Annotated in this window: 19 protein-coding genes; 13 read left to right on the forward strand and 6 right to left on the reverse strand. The window is 70.8% G+C overall.

Annotated elements, in window-relative coordinates; translation table 11 throughout:
• The 6 genes from ABH935_RS07785 to ssuE form a co-directional block, all read right to left on the reverse strand.
• Positions 1-1092: an ABC transporter permease gene (locus tag ABH935_RS07785; protein WP_370377105.1), complete on the reverse strand. Its 1092-nt coding sequence runs from the start codon at positions 1090-1092 to the stop codon at positions 1-3.
• Positions 1089-2735, reverse strand: a complete 1647-nt coding sequence (locus ABH935_RS07790) for an ABC transporter substrate-binding protein (protein WP_370377106.1) — start codon at positions 2733-2735, stop codon at positions 1089-1091. The genes ABH935_RS07785 and ABH935_RS07790 overlap by 4 nt, the downstream gene beginning before the upstream one ends.
• 53 nt (positions 2736-2788) lie before the next feature.
• On the reverse strand, positions 2789-4150 hold the full coding sequence (locus tag ABH935_RS07795) for an MFS transporter (RefSeq protein ID WP_370377107.1): 1362 nt from the start codon (positions 4148-4150) through the stop codon (positions 2789-2791).
• Positions 4147-5244 carry an LLM class flavin-dependent oxidoreductase gene (locus ABH935_RS07800; RefSeq protein ID WP_370377108.1) on the reverse strand — a complete coding sequence of 366 codons (1098 nt, stop codon included), beginning with the start codon at positions 5242-5244 and terminating at the stop codon, positions 4147-4149. Before ABH935_RS07800 ends, ABH935_RS07795 begins: the two co-directional genes overlap by 4 nt.
• A gap of 10 nt (positions 5245-5254) precedes the next feature.
• Complete coding sequence (locus ABH935_RS07805; protein WP_370377109.1) at positions 5255-6058, reverse strand: DUF1684 domain-containing protein; 804 nt, start codon at positions 6056-6058, stop codon at positions 5255-5257.
• A 122-nt stretch (positions 6059-6180) separates the two neighbouring features.
• Positions 6181-6738 carry an NADPH-dependent FMN reductase gene (ssuE, locus tag ABH935_RS07810; protein WP_370377110.1) on the reverse strand — a complete coding sequence of 186 codons (558 nt, stop codon included), beginning with the start codon at positions 6736-6738 and terminating at the stop codon, positions 6181-6183.
• 236 nt (positions 6739-6974) lie between these two features.
• Between ssuE and ABH935_RS07815 the strand changes: the two genes are divergently transcribed.
• The 13 genes from ABH935_RS07815 (at position 6975) to ABH935_RS07875 (ending at position 21140) form a co-directional block, all read left to right on the forward strand.
• Complete coding sequence (locus ABH935_RS07815; protein WP_370377111.1) at positions 6975-7400, forward strand: Rrf2 family transcriptional regulator; 426 nt, start codon at positions 6975-6977, stop codon at positions 7398-7400.
• 19 nt (positions 7401-7419) lie between these two features.
• Positions 7420-7872 carry a cupin domain-containing protein gene (locus tag ABH935_RS07820; protein WP_370377112.1) on the forward strand — a complete coding sequence of 151 codons (453 nt, stop codon included), beginning with the start codon at positions 7420-7422 and terminating at the stop codon, positions 7870-7872.
• A gap of 5 nt (positions 7873-7877) precedes the next feature.
• On the forward strand, positions 7878-8642 hold the full coding sequence (locus tag ABH935_RS07825) for a DsbA family protein (protein ID WP_370377275.1): 765 nt from the start codon (positions 7878-7880) through the stop codon (positions 8640-8642).
• A 433-nt stretch (positions 8643-9075) separates the two neighbouring features.
• Positions 9076-10647: an ABC transporter substrate-binding protein gene (locus tag ABH935_RS07830; protein WP_370377113.1), complete on the forward strand. Its 1572-nt coding sequence runs from the start codon at positions 9076-9078 to the stop codon at positions 10645-10647.
• Positions 10648-10748: 101 nt separating this feature from the next.
• Positions 10749-11693, forward strand: coding sequence for an ABC transporter permease (locus ABH935_RS07835; RefSeq protein WP_370377114.1), 945 nt, complete (start codon positions 10749-10751; stop codon positions 11691-11693).
• Positions 11690-12589, forward strand: a complete 900-nt coding sequence (locus ABH935_RS07840; RefSeq protein WP_370377115.1) for an ABC transporter permease — start codon at positions 11690-11692, stop codon at positions 12587-12589. The genes ABH935_RS07835 and ABH935_RS07840 overlap by 4 nt, the downstream gene beginning before the upstream one ends.
• Positions 12590-12743: 154 nt before the next feature.
• Positions 12744-13583 carry an ABC transporter ATP-binding protein gene (locus tag ABH935_RS07845; protein ID WP_370377276.1) on the forward strand — a complete coding sequence of 280 codons (840 nt, stop codon included), beginning with the start codon at positions 12744-12746 and terminating at the stop codon, positions 13581-13583.
• Positions 13580-14443, forward strand: coding sequence for an ABC transporter ATP-binding protein (locus ABH935_RS07850; protein WP_370377116.1), 864 nt, complete (start codon positions 13580-13582; stop codon positions 14441-14443). Before ABH935_RS07845 ends, ABH935_RS07850 begins: the two co-directional genes overlap by 4 nt.
• A 10-nt stretch (positions 14444-14453) precedes the next feature.
• The gene (locus ABH935_RS07855; RefSeq protein ID WP_370377117.1) at positions 14454-15551 is read left to right on the forward strand and encodes an LLM class flavin-dependent oxidoreductase; all 1098 of its coding nucleotides are present in this window, start codon (positions 14454-14456) and stop codon (positions 15549-15551) included.
• Positions 15552-15583: 32 nt separating this feature from the next.
• Positions 15584-17932: a molybdopterin-dependent oxidoreductase gene (locus tag ABH935_RS07860; protein ID WP_370377118.1), complete on the forward strand. Its 2349-nt coding sequence runs from the start codon at positions 15584-15586 to the stop codon at positions 17930-17932.
• Positions 17929-19164 (forward strand): acyl-CoA dehydrogenase family protein, encoded by a 1236-nt coding sequence (locus tag ABH935_RS07865; RefSeq protein ID WP_370377119.1) that lies wholly within the window; start codon positions 17929-17931, stop codon positions 19162-19164. Before ABH935_RS07860 ends, ABH935_RS07865 begins: the two co-directional genes overlap by 4 nt.
• Positions 19165-19173: 9 nt before the next feature.
• Entirely contained in the window at positions 19174-20334 is a 1161-nt protein-coding gene (locus ABH935_RS07870; RefSeq protein WP_370377120.1) for an LLM class flavin-dependent oxidoreductase, read from the forward strand.
• On the forward strand, positions 20331-21140 hold the full coding sequence (locus ABH935_RS07875) for an alpha/beta hydrolase (protein ID WP_370377121.1): 810 nt from the start codon (positions 20331-20333) through the stop codon (positions 21138-21140). Before ABH935_RS07870 ends, ABH935_RS07875 begins: the two co-directional genes overlap by 4 nt.
• The last annotated feature ends 233 nt before the right edge of the window (positions 21141-21373 follow it).

Below are 21373 nucleotides of genomic sequence, written 5' to 3' on the forward strand. Positions count from 1 at the left end.
TCAGTACCTCACTCGGGGGTCTATCAGGGCCGCGACGACGTCGACCAGGAAGTTGGTCAGCGCGACGACGACCGCGAACAGCGCCACGATGCCCTGCACCGCCGGGAAGTCCCGCGCGCTCAGGTAGTGCGCGAGCTCGTAGCCCAGACCCTTCCACTCGAAGGTGGTCTCGGTCAGTACGGCCCCGCCGAGCAGCCCGGCGATCTGCAGCCCCAGGACCGTGACCACCGGGATCAGCGCCGGCCGGGTCGCGTGCCGGGTGATCAGCCGGAACCGGCTGACGCCCCGGGAGCGCGCGGACTCGACGTAGTCCGCGGACAGCGTCCCGATCAGGTTGGTCCGCACCAGCCGCGCCACCACCCCGGCGACCAGCAGCCCGAGGGTGAGGCCGGGCAAGACGGCGTGTTCGAGCACGTCGACGACCGCCGCGCCGTCGCCGCTGCGCAGCGCGTCGACCAGATACAGGCCGGTGGTGCTGCTCTGGTTCTGGAGCTCCAGCTGCACGCCGATGCTCGCTCGCCCCGAGGACGGCAGCCAGCCCAGCCAGACCGAGAAGACGAGCTTGAAGAGCAGCCCCAGGAAGAACACCGGCGTGGCGTAGCCGAGGATGACCACCAGCCGCATCGCGACGTCGGGTGCCCGGTCCCGGTAGGCCGCGGCCACCATGCCGAGCGGGACGCCGACGGCCAGCGCGACGACGAGCGCGTAGCCCGCCAACTCGACCGTCGCGGCGCCGTAGGTCCGCAGGACTGCGGAGACCGGCTGGTCGTCGGTCGCGGTGCGGCCGAAGTCTCCGACCGCCAGACCCCGGAGATACTCAAGGTACTGAGTCAGCAGCGGCCGGTCGTATCCGGCCTGGTGCAGTTTGGCGTGCAGCTGGGCCGGGGTCAGGCGGTCGCCGAACGCGGTGGTGATCGAGTCGCCGGTGCCGCGCATGAGGAAGAAGACGACGCTGACCAGGGCCAGGACCGTGGGGATGATGAGCAGGAAGCGGACTGCCAGGTAGCGCGCGAGCCCGCGGTCCCCGGCGCCGGCCCCGGATTGAGAAGCAGGGCCGGTGGCGCCCGGGACGTCCTGGATCAGGACACTCATTGCTTGGACAGCTCCGCCCAGCGGAACGTGTACGAGCTGTCCAGCGTGGCCGGCACGCCGGTGACCCCGTCCCGAGTGACGATCGCCGTCGAGCCCTGGAGCAGCGGGATCAGCGGCACGGCCGCAGCCACCTTGTCCTGCACCTGCTCGATCAGCGCGGTGCGCTTGGCCGGGTCGGGCTCGGTCTCCTCCTGCGTGATGAGCGCCTGGACCGCGGGGTCGTCGTAATTGTTGGCGACCCAGCTGTTGTGTGAATAGAAGGACGCGAGGTAGTCGTCCGCGTCCAGGTAGTCCGCGTACCAACCGAGTTGGTACAGCGGGTACTGGTCGGCGACCCGGTCCTTGCCGTACTGGGTCCACGCGGTCGATTGCAGGTTCACCGTGAACAGGCCGGTGGCCTCCAGCTGGGTCTTGATCAGCGCGTACTCGTCGGCCGAGGAGGAGCCGTAGTGGTCGGTGTTGTACTGGAGGTTCAGCACCACCGGCGTGGCCACGCCGGCCTGGGCCAGGAGCGTCTTCGCCGCGGCCGGGTCGGGGCCGCCCTTCTTGTCGCCGTACAGCGCCTTGAGCGCCGGGGTCGCGCCGGTGAGGCCGTCGGGGACGGGGGAGTAGAGCGGCGTCAGGGTCCCCTTGTAGACCTGCGAGGCGAGCTGCGCGCGGTCCACGGAGTCGGCCACGGCCTGCCGGACGGCCAGCGCCTTGGCCGGATCGGCCTGCTTGGTCGCGCTGCCGTAGGGCTGGGTCTTGAGGTCGAAGACGAGGTAGCGGATGCCGTTGCCGGAGCCGGTGTGGACGACGACGCCCTTCTTCGTGCCGAGGTCTTCGAGGTCTGCGACGGTCAGCGTGCGGTAGACCACGTCGACGGTGCCCTGCTGGACGTCGAGCTTGAGGTTGCTCGCGTCGGTGTAGTACTTGAGGTCGACGTCCTTGGCCTTCGGCGCGCCGAACAGGCCCTGGTAGGCGGGGTTCGCGGTGAAGGAGACGAGCGAGTTCTTGTCGTAGGTGCCGATCGCGTACGGCCCGTCCCACGGCTTCGCGGCGACGATCGCGGCGTCGTCGAGGAGCTTGTCGGCCGGGAACACCTGTTCGTCGACGATGAGGCCGGCCGAGGTCGAAAGCACCTGCGGGAACAGCGCGTCGTTGGCCGACTTGAGGGTGAACACCACGGTCAGCGGGTCCGGCGCCGCGACCGACGCCAGGTCGTAGAGCAGGGACGACGGGCCGTTCTTGTCGGCGATCCGCAGCTGCCGGTCGAAGTTGAACTTGACGTCGGAGGAGGTCAGGTCGTGTCCGTTGGCGAATTTCAAGCCGGGCTTGAGAGTGACCGTGTACTGCTTCGGGCCGGTGAGCTTGATCCCGGACGCGAGATCCGGCACGACGTCCGACGAGCCGCGCTTGGTGTTCAGCAACGGCGAGTACACCTCGGTCTCGATGGTCCCGGAGCCCGCGTCCCAGGAACCCGCCGGGTCGAGACTCGTGACCTGGTCGGTCGTCCCGACGACCAGCGTCCGGGCCGAGTCCCCGGCGGCGGCGGACCCGGCGGGCGACCGGGTGCTGGTGCACGCGGCGAGGGCCGCCAACGACGCCACGGCCAGGGCCGTGATGCCGAGGCCGGTGCGGGCTGGTCTGGTCTGGCGTGACATGGCTTTGGCTGCCTTCCGTTCGCGGGATCAGTGCACAGGTCGTTTGCCGGCTGTCACAGCGAGCTCGCCGTCACGCCGCATGCCGAGGTACGTCGCGAGTTCGGCGGTGTGGGACAGGAAGCGGCTCTCGTCCGACTGACCAGCCAGAGCGCCACCAGCCCGGCCGCCGCGACGGACGCCGCCGCGCCGGCTCCCATGCCCCAGCGCACGCCGGCGTGCTGGCAGATCCAGCCGATCGCCGGGCCGCCGATCGGGGTGCCGCCCATCGCCACCACCGTGTACACGGACATCACCCGGCCGCGCATCGCCTCGTCGACCTCGGTCTGGACGTAGCCGCTGACCGCGGTGTTCAGCGTCATCAGCCCGAATCCGGCCGGGACGAGCAGCACCAGGAACACGGCGTAGGCGGGGGCCAGTGCGGCGGCGGCCTCCGCGGCTCCGAACAACGCCGCTCCGGTCACGACCTTGCGCACCCGCGGTGCCGCCCGGCGCGCCGCGACGAGCGTTCCGGCGATCGTGCCGACCGCGAGGGCGGTGGACATGAAGCCGAGTCCGCGCGAGCCGACGCCGTAGACCTGGCCGGCGAACAGCGTCATCGTGATCGGGAAGTTCGCGCCGAACGTCATGACCAGGCCGAAGATCGCCAGGACCGCCAGGAGTCGGGGTCGCGCCGCGACATAGCGCAGCCCTGCGGTGCCGGCGCCCTTCCACGGCGTCCGCGCCCGGGCAGTTGTTCGCGGAGCGGGCCGGATCGCGGTCAGTCCGGCGAGCACCACGGCGAAGGAGGCCATGTTGATCACGAACACCCAGCCGGTGCCGACAGCGCTGATCAGCATCCCGGCGGCAGCCGGGCCGACCAGCCGCGCCATGTTCAGGGACAGGATGTTCAGCCCGGCCGCGTTCGGTATCAGCGCGCCGCCGACCAGTTCCGTGACGAACGACAGCCGTGCCGGGTTCTCGACGGTGAACACGCAGCCCAGCCAGAACGACAGCAGGTAGATCAGCCACAGCGGCGCGTGGCCGGTGAACACGGCGACGCTGAGGATCGCCGCCTGCACCGCGTAGAGCGTCTGCGCGGTGAGCAGCAGGACGCGACGGTCGTAGCGGTCGGACAGCACCCCGCCCCACAAGCCGAACAGCAGCACCGGGGCGAACTGGAGTCCGGTGGTCCAGCCGACCGCGGTTCCGCTGTGCGTGTGCGTCAGCACGAACCAGTCCAGGGCGACGCCCTGCATCGCCGTGCCGATGTTGGAGACCAGGCCGGTCGACAGGTAGATGCGGTAGTCGCGGACGGCCAGCGCCGCGAAGGCCTTGCGGGTCGGAGGAGATGAAGGAGCTGAAGGAACTGAAGGAATCGGCGCCGGTGTATCGCTGTCGAGCGAAGGCGAATCGGTCGTGCCGGGTGCGCGACTCATGCTGTCGCCGTGAGCTTCTCCGGCGTCTTATCCCGCGTCTGGACGTGTGGCGAAGCGTCGGCGACCCACCCCAACTCGGGCCCGATCAGGTGCACGGCGTCGTGCAGAATCTGTTCGTAGTCCTCGGCGTGGAACTCGTACGGCAGCTCCAACCGCAGTTCGGAGCTCTGCGCGACAGCAGCGTCGGCATGCAGCTGTTCGAGGATCTGATCCGCGGTCCCCACCACGTCCGGCGCGAACAGAATCCGCCGTTCCCCCTGCGGTTTCAGCGTGCGCTCGTAGCGGCTCGCGGCGTAGTCGCGGTACTTCTGCCGGGTCGCGCGGTCGGCGCCGTCCAGCGGGACGATCACCCGGCCCAGCGCGACGCGCGTCCGCCGCGTCGGGGCCACGAGCCGCCGGTACTCGGCGAGCAGGGCCAGCTGCGCGGCGGTGAAATCGTCGGTGCTCTCGCCGAAGACGATGTTGCCGGTCAGCAGGTTCACCCCGTTCTCGGCGGCCCAGCGCACCGACCGGCCGCTGCCGCCGCCGTACCAGATCCGGTCGGCCAGCCCCGGACTGTGCGGCTGCAGACGCGGCCGCTGGGTGTTGCCGGGGGAGTGGATGACGGTGTCCGGATCGCCGAGGTAGTCCCCGCGCAGGTTCTCCAGCAGTCGCGAGATGCGGCCGTAGGACAGGTCGTAGGTCCGCCAGTCGCCGTCGAAGACCAGGTGGCCCATCAGGTCCGCGTGCGGTGGCACGCCGGCGCTGAGGCCGACCTGCAACCGTCCGCGGGACAGCACATCGGCCATCGACAGGTCCTCGGCCAGCCGGAACGGGCTCTCGTAGCCGATCGGGATCACCGCGGTGCCGAGCTCGACGCGGCTGGTGCGCTGGCTCGCCGCGGCCAGGAACACCGCGGCGGACCCGACGCCGTGCTCCAGGTGCCGCTGCCTGATCCAGGCCCCGTCGAAGCCCAGCCGCTCGCCGAGCTCGAACAGGCGCAGGGTCTGTTCGAGCCCGGCGTACGGGTCGTCGTCCGGGAAGTTGCCCGGCGTCAGGAAAGACAGGGTGTTGATGTGTATTCGAGGTGGTGTGACAGGCGTCGCGTCGCTCACCGGACTCTCCTCAGCCGCGCTCGTACGGAGTCTTCTCTCCCGCCTCGACGGCGACCGGGAGCCGGTTCTCCGCCGGCGGCAGCGGGCAGGTCGCCAGGTCGGTGTAGGCGCAGGGCAGGTTCACGGCTCGGTTGAAATCCAGCCACACCGTGCCGTCGTCGTCCGGCGCGCCGATGCTCAGCGACCGGTTCGCGGCGTAGGTGCTCACGCCGGACGTGGCGTCGGTGAACAGCGCCATCAGGCTGCCCGGCGCGTGGCCGGCGAACACGGTGAGGCTCAGTTCCTGTCCGTCGAGTTCGAACTCGACCCGCCCGGGCGCGTCGTAGACGTGCTGCAAGCCTTCGACCGCCGCTCCGACCGTGGTCGGCCGGGGGCTGTCGAAGGCCACGTAACGGCCGCCGACCGCCCACCGCTCATCCGGCTCGTAGGCCGGGGTCCCGGTGTAGGCCACGCGCAGCGGGTTCTCGGGGTGGCGGGGCCGCAGGATGTCGTGGCCGCCGCGCTTGGCGACCTCGATGACCGCGTCCCCGGAGACCGGGAAGAGGCTGGCCCGCTCGCCGATGACGCCGAAGCTGTACTCGCCGTGCACGGCCACACCGTCGACGACCAGCTCCTCGCCCTCGGCCAGCAGCACCCGGACGCCGTCCGGGCCGGTGGACCACGTGCCGGGGGCGTCGTCGTAACGCTCCGGCTCGTCGCTCAGCCAGTGCAGCTCGGTGATGGCCAGGAAGCCGTGCGGATCACCGATCCGCCCTTCCTGGCCGGTGTGCCATTCCTGCCAGCTCTCGACGAATGTGCCGACGTCGGTTGTCACGTTCTTCGAACCTTCCGAGATTATGCCTATAGATTCAGTAGGGATTGGGGGCGGATTCATCATGCCTGCGGAAACCATCGGACTGTCATCCTCGTCTCGCCACCTGGATGGTGGCAGGACCATCAGGCGGCGACGGGTACCGGCACGCGGTAGCCCAGCTCCCGGACGAAGCTGTCCACGGCGCGCCGCAACGAGTTCTCCGAGTCGGCCGTGAAAGCCGCTCGGCCGTTGCCGGCGTCCACGGTGATGGTGTGGTCCAGCAGGAAGTGGCCCTGCACGATGACCGGCGAGCCCAGCGCGGTGAGCACCGGACGCAGTGCGTAGTCCAGGACCAGGACGTGCGCCAAGGTGCCGCCGGTGGCCAGCGGGAGGACGACCTTCCCGGCCAGCGCGCGCTGGGGAAGCAGATCCAGCAGGGTCTTGAGGAGGCCGGAGAAGGAGGCCTTGTAGACCGGAGTCGCCACGACGACCCCGTCGGCGCTCTCGAACAGCTCGACCGCCGCGGCGATCGCGGGGTCGGTGTGGTCGGCGGACAGCAGCGCGGACGCCGGGAGGTCCCGGACGTCGAGTGCGGTGACGGTGTGGCCGGCCTCGGTGAGGTACGCGTCGACGACAGACCGCGTGCGGGCGGTCTTCGAGTGCGTGGAAGGGCTTGCGGAGACGGTCAGGATGGTCGCCATGGTGGGACGTCGCTTTCGTCGGCTGGGGCGGGCGGTCGCCGGAACGACGCGCCGCGGGGTCCGGCCGCGCCGCCGCGCGAGCCGTTTTCGGTGGGGCGATCCGGTGCCGCGGACGCCGCCGATGGAAAGGACACCACGATGAGTCTATTTTGATACGGTGCCGGTGTGTCAAGCGTCTGCCCGGTGGTTGGCGGACAAACGGGCACGCCTCCCCATCCGCTTCCCGACAAGGACCGATGACACCGATGCGCATCTCGGCGAGGACGGACTACGCGATCCGCGTACTGGTCGAGCTGGCGGCGGACACCGCTCGCCCGCTCACCTGCGAGGGCATCGCCATGTCCCAGCAGATCCCCTACCGCTTCCTGAAGGCGGTGGTCCGGGACCTGCGCGTGGCCGGCCTGGTCCGCAGCCAGCGCGGCTGCGAGGGCGGCTACTGGCTGGCGCGCGAGGCGTCGGCGATCTCACTGGCCGAGATCGTGGCGGCGGTGGACGGCGAGATGCTCACAATCAACGGAGACACGCCCGAGTCGGTGCTCTACCCGGCGCCGGCCGAGCAGATCTCCGTGCTGTGGACGGCGCTGCGCGCCCGGACCGAGGACTTCCTGGCCGGGATCAGCGTCGCGGACCTGCTCACCAGCTCGCTGGCGGTGAGCGCATGACGACGAGAGGCGGGACGCCATGACGGACCACTGGCACACCGCGCTGCGGCACGTCCGCGGCGCCGAGCTCAGCGGCGACACCAACCAGACCACCGGGATGACCCGCCTGGAGGCGGTCTCCGGCAAGACGGTCGGCTCCTCGAAGGTGTGGATGGGCCAGACCCACGTCGCGCCGGCCACGAACTCCGGCGACCACCACCACGGCGAGGCGGAGACCTCGATCTACGTGGTGTCCGGCAACCCGGTGTTCGTCTTCGCCGACGGCGCCGACGAGGTGCGGATCGAGACCGAGCCCGGCGACTACGTGTTCGTGCCGCCGTACGTGCCGCACCGCGAGGAGAACCCCGGCACCGAGGAGGCGCTGGTGGTGATCGCCCGCAGCAGCCAGGAAGGCGTCGTGGTGAACCTGCCGAGTCTGTGGGCGCCGGTGGACCGCGGCGCGGGATCCGACGCTGGATCCGACGGGGCGTGATCGGCATGACCGGCGCGGACGGTGTGGACGGAGCGGACGGCTCATTGGCGGTCGCCGAGTTCACCGACCCGGCGTGCCCCTGGGCGTGGGGCTCCGAGCCCAAGTTCCAGCAGCTGCGCACGGCGTTGGGCGACCAGGTGCGCTGGCGCCGCGTCTACGGCATCCTCTTCGACGACTGCGACGAGCCGGCCCCGGACCCCGCCGCCGAAGCGGCCTGGTACCACCAGGAACTCCTCGAAATCTCGACCCACACCGCGGCGCCGTGCCCCGCGCACCTGAAGTGGGTGGCCGGTAGCAGCTGGCCCGCCTCGCTCGCCTGCAAGGCCGCGGAAGCTCAGGGTGCTGACATCGCCGACGCCGTCCTGCGCCGGCTGCGAGAGACCACCTTCCTCGACGGCGAGCCCGCCGACACCCCGGAGCGCGTACGCCGCGCCCTCGAAGGACTTCCCGGCGTGGACGCCGCGGAGTTGGCGCGCGCCGCAGCGAGCCCCGAAGTCCTGGAAGCCGTGCGCCGGGACTGGGCCGAGACCCGTACCCCGTGTGCCGAAGTCCGGGAGATCACCACGCCCGGACGCCACAACGGTCAGGCCAAACCGCTGGGCGAATTGCCGGAGGACGGATACCGCTACGCCCTGCCCACGCTCGTCTTCACCGGCCCCGCCGGACGCGCCGTGGTCCCCGGCTGGCGTCCGCTCTCCGAGTACCTGGACGCGGCCCGCGCCGCCTGGGGACCTGCGGACTCCCGGGTCTCAAGCCATAAGACACTTTGATGTATCAATTGACAGCGGTGCCCGCCGTCGCCACGATGAGCACCATGAACCGGATACACCCCGGCGTGGTCTGCCGCTACGTCGACTTCAGGCGCACCTCCAGCGCCCTGTGTTGCCCGGCACCACGTATCTGAAGCGCTCCGCTTCCCGGGGTGTTCGCGCCCGCTGACGCTTGACACCCACCCCGGTCGCCCCGGCCTTCTTCGGCCGCATCGGATCTTCCCCCGCAGGAGAGAACCCCGGATCGCCGCGTGCCGGCGCGGTCCGGCGTCGCCCGCACTTCGCGCCGCACTCGTCTCGCGGCGGCATCCCAGCTTTCACCATCCAGCCTCCGACGCCATGGCGCCATCACCCGCCCGCGGTCGTCGGTGTGCACGCATACCTTGCGAAAGGCGGACCTCGTCCGATGACGACTACCGGCCTCCCAAAAACATTGCCAATCATCGAATCCACCGGTGCCCGGACCACCAGCCGCCGCGGGTTCCTCGCGCTGGGTCTGGGCGCCGCCGGCGGTGCCCTCCTGGCTGCCTGCGGCGGGACCAGCACCGGCGTCGCGACCGGCGCGAACGCCCAGCTGGCGGGCAACGCCACGGGCACTCTGAAATGGGGGTGGGCGCTGCCGACCTCCTGGGATCCCGTCACCTCCTCGGCCGGGTGGGACGTCCACGCGCTGTCCCTGGCCTATTCGGGACTGACACAGGAGAACGAGAAGGGCGACGCGGTACCGGCCCTGGCCACCGGCTGGAAGTACAACGCCGACGGTACCCAGGTGACCTTCACGCTGCGTCCGAACCTGAAGTTCAGCGACGGCACCGCGCTTGACGCCACCGCCGTGAAGCAGAGCATCGAGCGGGGCCGGGACGCCAAGAACTCGCTGATCGCCTCGCAGCTGACCACGGTGAAGAACGTGACGGCGAAGGACGCGGTCACCGTCGTGATCGACCTGTCCGTGGCCAACTACCAGATCCCGAACCTGTTCGCCGGGAAGACCGGGATGATCGTCAACCCCGCCGCCTTCACCACGGACGCGGCGGGCCTGGCGCTCAAGCCGGCCGGCGCCGGGCCGTTCAGCCTGACCTCGTACACGCAGAACTCCAAAGCGGTCCTGGTCCGCAATCCGAACTTCTGGAACGCCGACCAGATCAAGCTCGCCGGGGTCGAGCTGTATCCGCTGCCCGACGCGGCGACGGTCGTGGCGGGGCTTCAGTCGGGTCAGTACAACCTCGCGCAGATCCCGGGCAGCCAGATCGCCGCTGCCAAGGCGGCCGGTCTGTCGGTGCAGGTCATCCCTTCGCTGGTCGTCGCGACCCTGGACGTGAACGCCGCGCTGGCGCCCTTCGACGATCCGAACGTGGCGCTCGCGCTGAAGTTCGCGGTCGATCGCAAAGCTCTGCTTCAGACGGCGAACTTCGGCTACGGCGATGTCGCGTACCAGCCGTTCCCGGCTGGCTACGTCGGCAACGATCCCGCGATCGGCCAGCCGTACGCCTACGACCCGGCCAAGGCCAAGGCGCTGCTCGCGCAGTCCAAGTACGGGCCGAATCCGGAGGTGACCATCACCACCTCGACCGCGACCGGTGTGCCGGAGCAGGTGCAGTCGCAGCTTCAGGCCGTGGGCTTCAAGGCGAAGATCGAGGTCATTCCGGCGGCGCAGTTCACGCAGATCGTCTATGTCCAGCATTCGCGGGCCCTGACCGTGGACGCCTTCGCCGGCCGCGATTCGGCGGCGCAGGCGTTCCAGGTGCTGTTCGGGCAGCAGGGCCTGATGAATCCGGGGCGCACGGTGCCGCAGGAACTGCTGGAGGCGGTGAACAAGATCTCTGTGACGCCGCTGGACAGCCCGGATTACCCGGCGGTGCTCCAGGCGGCGACCGCGCTGGCGGTGAAGGACATGCCCAACGTCTTCCTCTATACGGTGCCGCGCATCCTGGCGCGTTCGTCGAAGGTCTCTGAGATTCCGGCGTACACGGTGGTGCAGCGGTTCGAGGGTGTGACGATCAAGTGAGCGCCGTTCACGCGGCAGGAACCGCTGGGCTGGAGTCGGTCCGGGCATCTGGGGTGGCGCGACGTCCACTGGGACGCACCGTTCGCACCGGGCGCAGCGTCGTGCGGATCGTCGCGGTCCCGGTGGTGGTGTTCCTGCTCGCGTCCTTCCTCACCTACGGACTCGGCGCGCTCGGCCACGCGAACCCGGCGGCGGCGGTGCTCGGGGACCTCGCGACCCCGGCCGACATCGCGCGGATGAACCACGTCTTCGGTCTGGACCGGCCGTTCGTGGTCCAGTACTTCAGCTGGCTCGGGCACGCGCTGACGGGCGATCTGGGCACCTCGTACTTCACCGGCATCCCGGTGGCGACGAGCGTGCGGCAGGCGCTGCCGGTCGATCTGTCGATCGCGGTGCTGGCCCTGGTCTTCGCCGTGGTGCTCGGCGGCGTCGCCGGGATCGCGGCGGCGCTGCGGCAGGGCGGGCGGCTCGACCGCGCGGTGACGCTGGTGTGCGCGGGGCTGGCGACGGTGCCGCCGTTCGTCATCGGCATCGCGCTCATCATCGTCTTCTCCGTGTTTCTCAAGGTTCTGCCATCCGGCGGCTATGTGCCGCTCGGCACCGATCCCGGCCAGTGGCTGCGGTTCGCGCTGCTGCCCGCGCTCGCGCTCAGCGTCGAGGGCGCGGCGGCGATCGCCCGGCAGCTGCGGACCTCGCTGGTCGGGGCGTTGAGCGAGAACTACGTCACCGGTGCGGTGGCGCGCGGGCTGCCGGCGCGCCGGGTGCTGTTCGGCCACGTGCTGCGCAACGCCGCCGCCCCGGCGCTGACGGTCATCGGCCTGGAGATCCCGAGTCTGATCGGCGGCGCCGTCGTCGCTGAGAAGATCTTCAACCTGCCGGGTGTGGCGCAGCTGGCGTTGCAGGCCGGCTCGCAGCACGACATCCCGCTGATCGAGGGGACGCTGCTGGTCACCATCGCGGTGGTACTGGTGAGCAACATCGCGGTCAACCTCGCGCTGACGCGGCTGACCCCGCAGGCGCGGCGCCCGGTGGGAGGGGCGATATGAGGACTCTGCGACGGGCCTGGCGGCTGCGCTCGGCCAAGGTGTCGCTGGCCGTCATCGGAGTGATCGCGGTGCTCGCCGTCTTCGGCGGCGTGCTGGCTCCCTTCGATCCGCTGAAGCAGGACCCGAACACGGTCCTCCAAGGCCCCGGCGCACATCACCTGCTCGGCACCGACTACCTCGGCCGGGACGTGCTGAGCCGGCTGATCGAGGGGACCGGGCGCTCCGTCGTCGGCGCGCTGGAGGCAGTGGGGGTCGGGCTGGCGGTCGGCGTGCTGCCGGGCCTGGCCTCGCTGTGGCTGGGCCGGCCCTTCGAGTGGGTGCTGTCCCGGTTGGCCGACGCGTTCATGACCCTGCCGTACATCGTGTTCGCGGTCGCGGTGACCGGCGTGCTGGGCAACACCCTGACCACCGCCATGATCGCGATCGGCCTGATCCTGGCACCGCGCTTCTTCCGCATCGCCCGCGCCGCCGGCCTCGGCCTGACGCGCGCGCAGTACGTCGAGGCGGCCGAGCTCTTCGGGGCCTCGCGCTGGTGGATCCTCCGCACGCACATCTGGAGCAAGGTCCTGCCGACACTGGCGGTGACCGCTGCCCAGGCCACGGCCGCGGCACTGCTGGCGGTGTCCTCGCTGGCGTTCCTGGGCCTGGGCGTCCAGCCGCCGGCGCCGACTTGGGGCGGGCTGCTCAGCAGCGACCTGCAGTACCTGGCACAGCAGCCGTGGGCCCCGCTGGCCCCGGGCCTGCTGATCATGATCGCCGCCGGGGCGCTGAACACCCTGGCCGACGCGATCCGCGACAGCGGCGCCGCCGAGATCGCCCCCGAAGCTGTCGTTGCCGACCCCGGCTTCCACTACGAGGCGAAGGAGGATGCTCATGTCCCGATCCCAGCTCTCTGATCCGCCGATCGCCGCCGACGAATCGGCTGCGAGCCAACCAGCTGCGGGCGAATCCGCAGTAGACGCACTGGCCACAAGCGAATCGGCCGTGCCCGAGACTGTCGCGAGCGAACTCGCCGCGAGCCGTCCGGCCGCGAGCGAATCTGCCGCAGGCATTCCGGTTGCCGGCCACCTTGCCGCGCGTGAGCGCGGTGCGCGCGAACCTGCCAGCGCCGAACAGCCCGCCGAGGTCCTGCGCGTCGAGGACCTGCGCGTCACCGTCGGCGCCGGCCGCACCGAGGCCGTGCACGGGGTCTCGTTCGCGATCCGCCGCGGCCAGACCGTGGGCCTGGTCGGCGAGTCCGGCAGTGGCAAGACCCTGACTTGCCGCGCGGTCCTGGGCCTGCTGGCCCGCGGCTGCGAGCGGTCGGCGGGCCGGATCGATCTCGGCGGTACGGACCTGACCGGGCTCAGTCGCCGCGAGTGGGATGCCGTGCGCGGCACCCGGATCGGCATCGTCTTCCAGGACCCCGCCTCCTACCTCAACCCCTCGATCACCGTCGGGCGTCAGCTCTCTGAGACGGTGCGCGTCCACACCGGCGTCGGCCGAGCCGCCGCACGCGCCCGGGCGTTGGAGTTGTTCGCCGCCGTCGGGCTCCGCGACGCCGACACCGTCTACCGCCGTTACCCGCACGAGCTCTCCGGCGGTATGGCCCAGCGCGTCCTGATCGCCATCGCCATCTCCGGGGACCCGGACCTGCTGGTGGCCGACGAGGCGACCAGCTCGCTGGACGCGCTGGTGCAGGCCGAGGTCCTGGAACTGCTCCGCACGCTGACCGAAGAGCGTGGCCTGGCGCTGCTGCTGGTCACCCACGACCTCGCCGTCGTCGCAGAAGTCTGTGACGAAGTGCTGGTCCTGTACCGGGGCGAGCTCGTCGAGCAGGGGCCGACCGCCGACATCGTGGCCGCGCCGCAGCACGCACACACCCGCGCGCTCTTGGAGGCGAGCCGATGAGCACGCAGACAGTAGCCCTCACCGGCTCCGGCAGCCCCGACACCACCGGCCATCACCCGCTCCTCGCCGTCGACGAAGTCACCGTCGGCTACGGCGGCCGCCACACGCCGCCAGTCCTGGCCGACGCGATCTTGTCCGCGCAGCCCGGCGAGATCGTCGGCATCATCGGCGAGACCGGCTCCGGCAAGACCACGCTGGCCCGGGCGGTGGCCGGACTGGTCCCGCTCCGCTCCGGACGCGTCGTCTTCGGCGGCGCCGAGATCTCCGCACTGCGCGGCCGGGAACTGCGCGCGTTCCGGCGCTCCGGGCGCCTGCAGTTCGTGTTCCAGGATCCGCTGCGCGCCCTGGACCCCGAGCTGACCGTCGCTGAGTCCGTCGCCGAACCACTCGCCGTCACAGGCGTCGGCAGCAAGGCCGAACGCCGCGAAAGCGCAGCGGAAGCGGTGCGTGCCGTCGGTCTGGACGACGCCCTCCTGGACCGCCACCCCGGCCGGCTCTCCGGCGGTCAGCGCCAACGGGTCCTGCTGGCCCGTTCCCTGGTCACCAAGCCCGCACTCCTGATCTGCGACGAGCCGGTCAGCGCGCTGGACGCGGCCAACCGCGGCCACGTCCTGCGGCTCCTCGCCGAGCTGCGCGACACCACCGCGACAACCGTCCTGGTCATCTCGCACGACCTGCCTTCCCTGGCCGGCGTCGCCGACCGCGTCGCCGTGCTGCACCAGGGCCGGATCGTCGAGGACGGCCCCGTCCGCCAAGTCCTCGAAGACCCGCGGCACGCCTATACGGCCCGCCTCGTCGCCGCCGCGCCGCGCCTGCGCCGCGAACACCTTCTCTCCGCACGCCCGACCCCCACCGCGTAAGGAACCCGCCATGCCCATCGAGTTCATCGGCATCGCCTCCACCCGCCCCGGCAGCGAGACCGAGACCGCCGCGGTCTCCGGACCGGCCGTCCAGCTCGACTACCTCAAGGACCTGGCCCTGGCGCACGAGGAATCAGGGTTCGACCGCGTCCTGGTCGCGCACTCCTCGGCCTCCGTCGACGGCTTCACCGTCGCCGACCAGATCCTCACCCACACCACCCGCCTGGCGGTGCTGCTGGCCCACCGCCCCGGCTTCGTCTCGCCGACCTACGCCGCGCGCAAGTACGCGACCATCGACGCCTTCCACCCCGGTCGCATCGCCCTGCACACCATCACCGGCGGGGACGACCGAGAGCAGGCGCGCGACGGCGACCTGACCGACAAGGCGACCCGCTACCGCCGCACCGACGAGTTCCTGTCGATCGTGCGCAAGGAATGGGAGTCCGCGGACCCCTTCGACTTCGAGGGCGAGTTCTACACCGTCCGCGGCGGCTGGTCCTCGGTGCGTCCGGAGCTCGGTGCGATACCGATCTACTTCGGCGGCGCGTCCGAGGACGCGATCCGGGTCGGCGGCAAGCACGCCGACGTCTACGCCTTCTGGGGCGAGCCGCTGGCCGGCATCGCCGAGCGCATCCGCGACGTCCGCGCCGCCGCCGCACCGTACGGCCGCGACCCCCGCTTCAGCGTGAGCCTGCGCCCGATCCCGGCCGCCACCGAATCCGAGGCTTGGACGCGCGCCGCCGAGATCCTGGAGCTGACGAAGGAGAAGGCCGGCGAGGCGCGCAAGGCCTGGGGCTGGGGCGGGGACAAGAAGGACTTCGCCGCGGCGCGCGGCTCGCAGCGGCTGCTGGAGTACGCGGCGCAGGGCGACGTCCACGACAAGCGGCTGTGGACCGCCATCGCCAAGGAGACCGGCGCGGCCGGGAACTCCACGGCGTTGGTCGGCAGCTACGAGCAAGTCGCCGAATCGCTGCTGGACTACGTCGCGCTCGGTGTCAGCACCCTGCTGATCCGCGGCTTCTCACCGTTGGACGACGCCCGCGACTACGGCAACCTGGTCCGGCTGGTGCGCGAGCAGGCCGATGCCTCCGAACTTGCGGCGGTCTGACCGGTGACCACCACGACAGGGGTCTGACACTCATGCCCTCGACGACACCTCCGACCGCGCTCCCGGCCGCACTCCCGACCACGTCCCACTGGGGCGCCTACAGCGTGCGCGCGGACGACGACGCCGACGGCGGGATCGCGGTCCTGCCGCACCCCGCCGACCCGGGGCCGTCCCCACTGCTGGGCAACGTCCCCGGCGCGCTGCGCCACCGCACCCGCGTTACCCGGCCCGCGGTGCGGCGCGGCTGGCTGGAACACGGTCCCGGTCCGAGCGATCGGCGCGGTCTGGAGGAGTTCGTCGAGGTCGACTGGGACGAGGCCCTGGACCTGCTGGCGGCCGAGCTGCGCCGGGTACGCGCCGAACACGGCAACGAGGCTGTGTTCGGCGGCTCCTACGGCTGGGCCAGCGCCGGGCGCTTCCACCACGCGCAGAGCCAGCTGCACCGGTTCCTGAACCGGTTCGGCGGCTACACCTCCTCGCGTAATTCCTACAGCCTCGGCACCTCGCTCGTACTGCTGCCGCACCTGGTCGGCGACGCCGACGCCGTGCTGCGCGCGGGCTCTTCGTGGCCGACGATCATCGAGAACACCGAACTGATCGTGGCCTTCGGCGGCATCCCGGAGAAGAACGTCTTCGTCACCCCGGGAGGCGTCACGCGCCACGGCACCCCCGGTGCGCTGGCGCAGCTGGCCGAGCGCGGGGTCGGCGTCGTCCTTGTCAGCCCTCTGCGAGCCGATCTGCCGACGTCGCTGGACGCCGACTGGTTCGCGGCGGTCCCGGCCACCGACGTCGCGCTGATGCTCGGACTGTCCCACACGCTGCTCGCCGAAGGCCTTCACGACCAAGCCTTCCTCGACCGGTACACGGTCGGCTTCGAGACCTTCGCCGGCTACCTCGACGGCCGCGCCGACGGCATCGCCAAGGACGCCGACTGGGCCGCCGCGATCTGCGGGATCGACGCCGAGCGCATCAGGACCCTGGCTCGTCGCATGGCTGCCTCGCGGACGCTGGTGACCGTCACCTGGTCGCTGCAACGGATCCAGCACGGCGAGCAGCCGGTCTGGGCCGGACTCGCGCTGGCAGCCCTGCTGGGCCAGATCGGCCTGCCCGGCGGCGGCTTCGGCCACGGCTACGGCTCGATGGGGGACGTCGGAGACAACGGCCCGCAGACCCGTCTGCCGTATCTGCCGCAGGGGCGCAATCCGATCGGCACGTTCATCCCGGTCGCGCGGATCGCCGACATGCTTCTGAATCCCGGCACCGACTACCCCTACGACGGAGTTTCCTACACCTATCCCGACATCCGGCTGGTGTACTGGGCCGGGGGCAACCCTTTCCACCACCACCAGGACCTCTCCCGCCTGCGCCGCGCTTTTGCCCGGCCCGACACCGTCGTGGTCCACGAGCCGTACTGGACCGCCTCGGCACGCCAGGCCGACATCGTGCTGCCGACCACGACCACCCTGGAGCGCGAAGATCTCGGCGGTGGACGCCGGGACACGCACCTGATCGCCATGCACCGGGCCGTGGAGCCGGTCGGCGAGGCGCGCGACGACTACGAGATCCTGGCCGGGCTGGCGCAGCGCTTGGATTTCGAGAAGGAGTTCACCGAGGGCCGCACTGCCCGCGAGTGGATCGAGCACCTCTATACGGAATGGAGCGTCGAGTTCCGCCGCGCCGGGAATCAGGTGCCTGACTTCGAGGAGTTCTGGACCGCTGGCGAGTACGAGCTGCCGACTGGACCGAGCCGGTTCACGCTGTTCGAGGCGTTCCGCGCCGACCCCGAGGGCTCGCCGCTGCGCACGCCGAGCGGCCGGATCGAGATCACGTCGGCGACGGTCGCAGGGTTCGGATACCCGGACTGCCCCGGACATCCGGTCTGGCTCGAACCCGACGAGTGGCCCGGCGCCGCCGACGCGGCCCGGTATCCGTTGCACCTCATCGCGAATCAGCCCTCGACCAGGCTGCACAGCCAGCTCGACGTCGGCGCCGTCAGCGTGGCCGCGAAGGTGGCCGGACGGGAGGCGGTACGTCTGCATCCGCAGGATGCCGAGTCGCGCGGCATTCGGGACGGCGACGTCGTCCGGATCTTCAATGACCGGGGTGCGACTCTGGCCGGGGCGGTCCTCACCGAGGACGTCCGGCCCGGCGTGATCCAGCTGCCCACCGGCGCGTGGTTCGACCCGCTCGTCGATGCGGACGGCCGGGTGCTGTGCGTGCACGGCAATCCCAACGTGCTCACGGCCGACGTGCCCAGCTCGCGACTGTCCCAGGGGTGCACCGGGCAGCACGCCCTCGTCGAACTGGAACGCTGCACCGGCCCCGTGCCGCCGGTCACCGTCACCGCCCCGCCCCCTCTGCTCCGGAAGGAAGACCTGTGAGCACACAGACTTCGGCGAACACTGAGACTCCGACTCGCTTCCTGTTGCCGAGCCCCACTCCGCAGTCGCTCGCCCTGGCGGCCGAACGCCTTGCCGAGCATGCGGAGGACCACGACCGGGAAGGATCCTTCGCCTTCGAGGGCGTGGCCGAGGTCCATTCCGCGGGCCTGCTGACCGCCACCGTCGCCGAGCGGCACGGCGGACCCGGCACCGGCCTGGCCGGCACCGTCGAGATCCTGCGCGTCCTGGGCTCCGCCGACCCCTCGGTCGCGCTGGTCACCGCCATGACGCTGTTCACCCACGCTGCTCAGGCGCGGACCGGGTCCTGGCCCGCGCACTACTACGACCAGTTGCTGGCGGACTCGGTCGAGGGGCCCGCGCTCGTCAATGCCCTGAGAGTGGAGCCGGACCTGGGGACTCCGGCGCGCGGCGGTCTGCCGGCTACTGTCGCGCGTGCCGTTGATGGCCAGGCGTGGGAGCTGACCGGACGCAAGATCTTCTCGACCGGGGCGATCGGGCTGCGCTGGCTGGCGGTGTGGGCGCGGACTGATGAGGAGCCGACTCGGGTTGGCTCGTTCCTGGTCCGGACTGATCCGGTGACCGGCACGCCCGGCCTGAGCATCGAGTCGACCTGGGATCATCTGGGCCTGCGCGCCAGCCGCAGTGACGACGTGCTGCTCGACGGAGTCCGGGTCCCGCTGGACGCGACCGCCGGGCTCACCGATCCGGCGGCGACCGACCCGCGGCGCGATCCGTCGCTCATCGCCTGGAACAACCTCGGGCTGACCGCCCTGTATCTCGGGGTCGCTGAAGCGGCGCGGGAGTGGCTGATCGGCTTCCTGCACGAGCGGACTCCCTCGGCGCTGGGACGGCCGCTGGCTTCGCTGCCGCGTTTTCAGGACGCGGTAGGGGAGATCGACGTCGAGCTCACCGCGGCCGTCGATCTGGTCGCCGGACTCGCGCAGCGGTTCGACGACGGCGACGCGCAGGCCGGCGAGCACTCCGCCGCCGCCAAGCTCATCGGGAGCCGGGCCGCGATCGACGCCGTGGAACGCGCCGTCGCGCTCGTCGGCAACAACGCCCTGACCCGCCACAACCCGCTCCAACGACACCTGCGGGACGTCTTGTGCGCCAGGGTGCACACCCCGCAGGACGATTCCGTCATCTCGGCGGCCGGCCAGGCCGCGCTCGCCCGCCACCGGCTCAGCCCCGGCACCACCCACCACGGTTAGGAAACCACCATGCCCGTCGAGTTCATCGGCATGATCGCCACCAAGCACGCCTCGGAGACCTTCCGCACCGACGGACCGGTCGTCGATCCCGCGTTCACCCGCAGGTTCGCCCGGGCCCACGAGGACGCCGGCTTCGACCGGATCCTGATCGGCTACGGCTCCGGCTTCCCGGAGGGCGCCCAGGTTGCGGCGTACGCGGCCGCGCACACCGAGCGGCTGGGCGTGCTGGTCGCGCACCGCCCCGGGTTCGTCGCCCCGACCCTGGCCGCCCGGCAGTTCGCCACCCTGGACCAGTTCACCGGCGGCCGCGTCGCGGTGCACACCATCACCGGCGGCAACGACGCCGAGCAGCGCCGGGACGGGGACTACCTGACCAAGGACGAGCGGTACGAGCGCACGGACGAGTATCTCGGCATCCTGCGACAGACGTGGGAGTCCGAGGAGCCGTTCAGCCACGAGGGCCGGTTCTACCGGTTCGAGGACCACTACGCCGACGTCAAGCCGGTGGGGCGGATCCCGCTGTACTTCGGTGGCTCTTCGGAGGCGGCGTATCGGGTCGGCGGGCGGCATGCGGACACGTTCGCGTTGTGGGGGGAGCCGCTGGCGGAGACGGCTGAGCAGATCGCTTCGGTGCGGGCGGCGGCTGTTGCGGCGGGGCGGACTGATGTGCCGGGGATCTCGGTCTCGTTCCGGCCGATTCTCGGTGCGACCGAGGAGTTGGCTTGGGAGCGAGCCGAGCGGATTCTGGACACGATCACCAATGGGGGTGGGACGGCGTTCTGGTCGAAGAAGCGGCGCGGGTGGGGTGGTCCGGGGTCGGAGCCGGAGAACGTCGGGTCGCAGCGGTTGTTGGCTGCGGCGGCGAAGGCTGATCGGCATGATCGGGCGCTGTGGACTGCGCCGGCGAAGGCTACTGGGGCGGGAGGTAACTCGACGGCGTTGGTTGGGACGCCGGAGACGGTTGCGCAGGCGCTGTTGGACTACGTCGACATCGGGGTCACGACGATTCTGATTCGGGGGTACGACCCGCTTGATGATGCGATCGATTATGGGCGGCAGCTGCTTCCGCTGGTGCGGGAGGAAGTGGCGCGGCGGGATGCTGGTGCTGGTGCCGAGGCTGGCCCCGACACCGGTGCGCTGGTCGGCGCGGCTGTCGGAGCGGAGCTGTGACGGCCGCGGAGTCGACGCACACCTCGACGCACACCTGGGAGCCGGCGTCGGACGGGCCCTTGGTGCGGGGGACGGTGATCCTGCTCCCCGGTCGAGGCGAGCACGGTGGAGTCTACGAACGCTTCGGTCGGCGGCTGGCTCAGGACGCGTATGTGGTGCATGCGCTCGACAGCTCGGCGGATGACGACCTCGGCGCCGTGTCGTATCTGGTCGGGGAGCTGGTCGCGGGTGCGAGTCCTGGCGTGCCGGTTGTGCTGGCCGGTTCGGACACCGGGGCGCTGCAAGCTCTTGCGCTGGTGTTGGCCGAGCTCGGTGGTGTGAAGGTGGACGGACTGCTGCTGGTCGGGCTGCCCGACTCTGACACTGACATCCCGGCTCCGCCTTCCGATGAGGAAGAAGCAGCTTGGGACCACGAACTTGCCGCGCGCACAAGCTGCCCCACTCACCAGGCCCGGCTCAGCGCTGACGTCGACTTCGGGCGGGGGAGCCTGTCCGATGCGATCCCGGCGCATCTCGCGGCGGTTCTGTCGGGGGCTCGGCTCGAAGACGTGGCAGTCCCGGTGTTGCTGCTGCACGGCGCGGTCGACTCTGTTGCCTCTGTGGACGTCGCGCGTGGTGTCGCGGCTCGGCTTCCCCGTGCCGAGCTGGCGGTTACGGCGGGCGGGCGGCACGACGTGCTGAACGACATCATGCACCGGAGCGTCGCGGCCGAGGTGGTGCAGTGGTTGGAGCGGCTGCGTGGGGGGCCGGAGCTGGCTCCCGTCATCAGGGTGGAGAGTCGGCAGACCCTCGCGCTCACTCGATAACAGAGCCCTGATGAGCTGAGTGGGCTACCGTCGTAGTGAGGGCCATCTGAATCCCGATAGGAGAGACCGCTATGAGATCTGTCTTCAGGCGCCTCAGCGGACTGGCCGCTGCGACAGGCATCGCGGTGATAGTGACCGCGGCGCCCTCCAGCGCCGCCGAGCACGGGGTAGTTTCACCGGACCCGACGGCTGTCGAGTATGCGCTCGGAGTGTCGCCGGCCGCGACGGCGATT

Origin of the sequence: Catenulispora sp. GAS73, assembly GCF_041262085.1 — a bacterium.
In the GTDB taxonomy this organism is placed as follows: domain Bacteria; phylum Actinomycetota; class Actinomycetes; order Streptomycetales; family Catenulisporaceae; genus Catenulispora.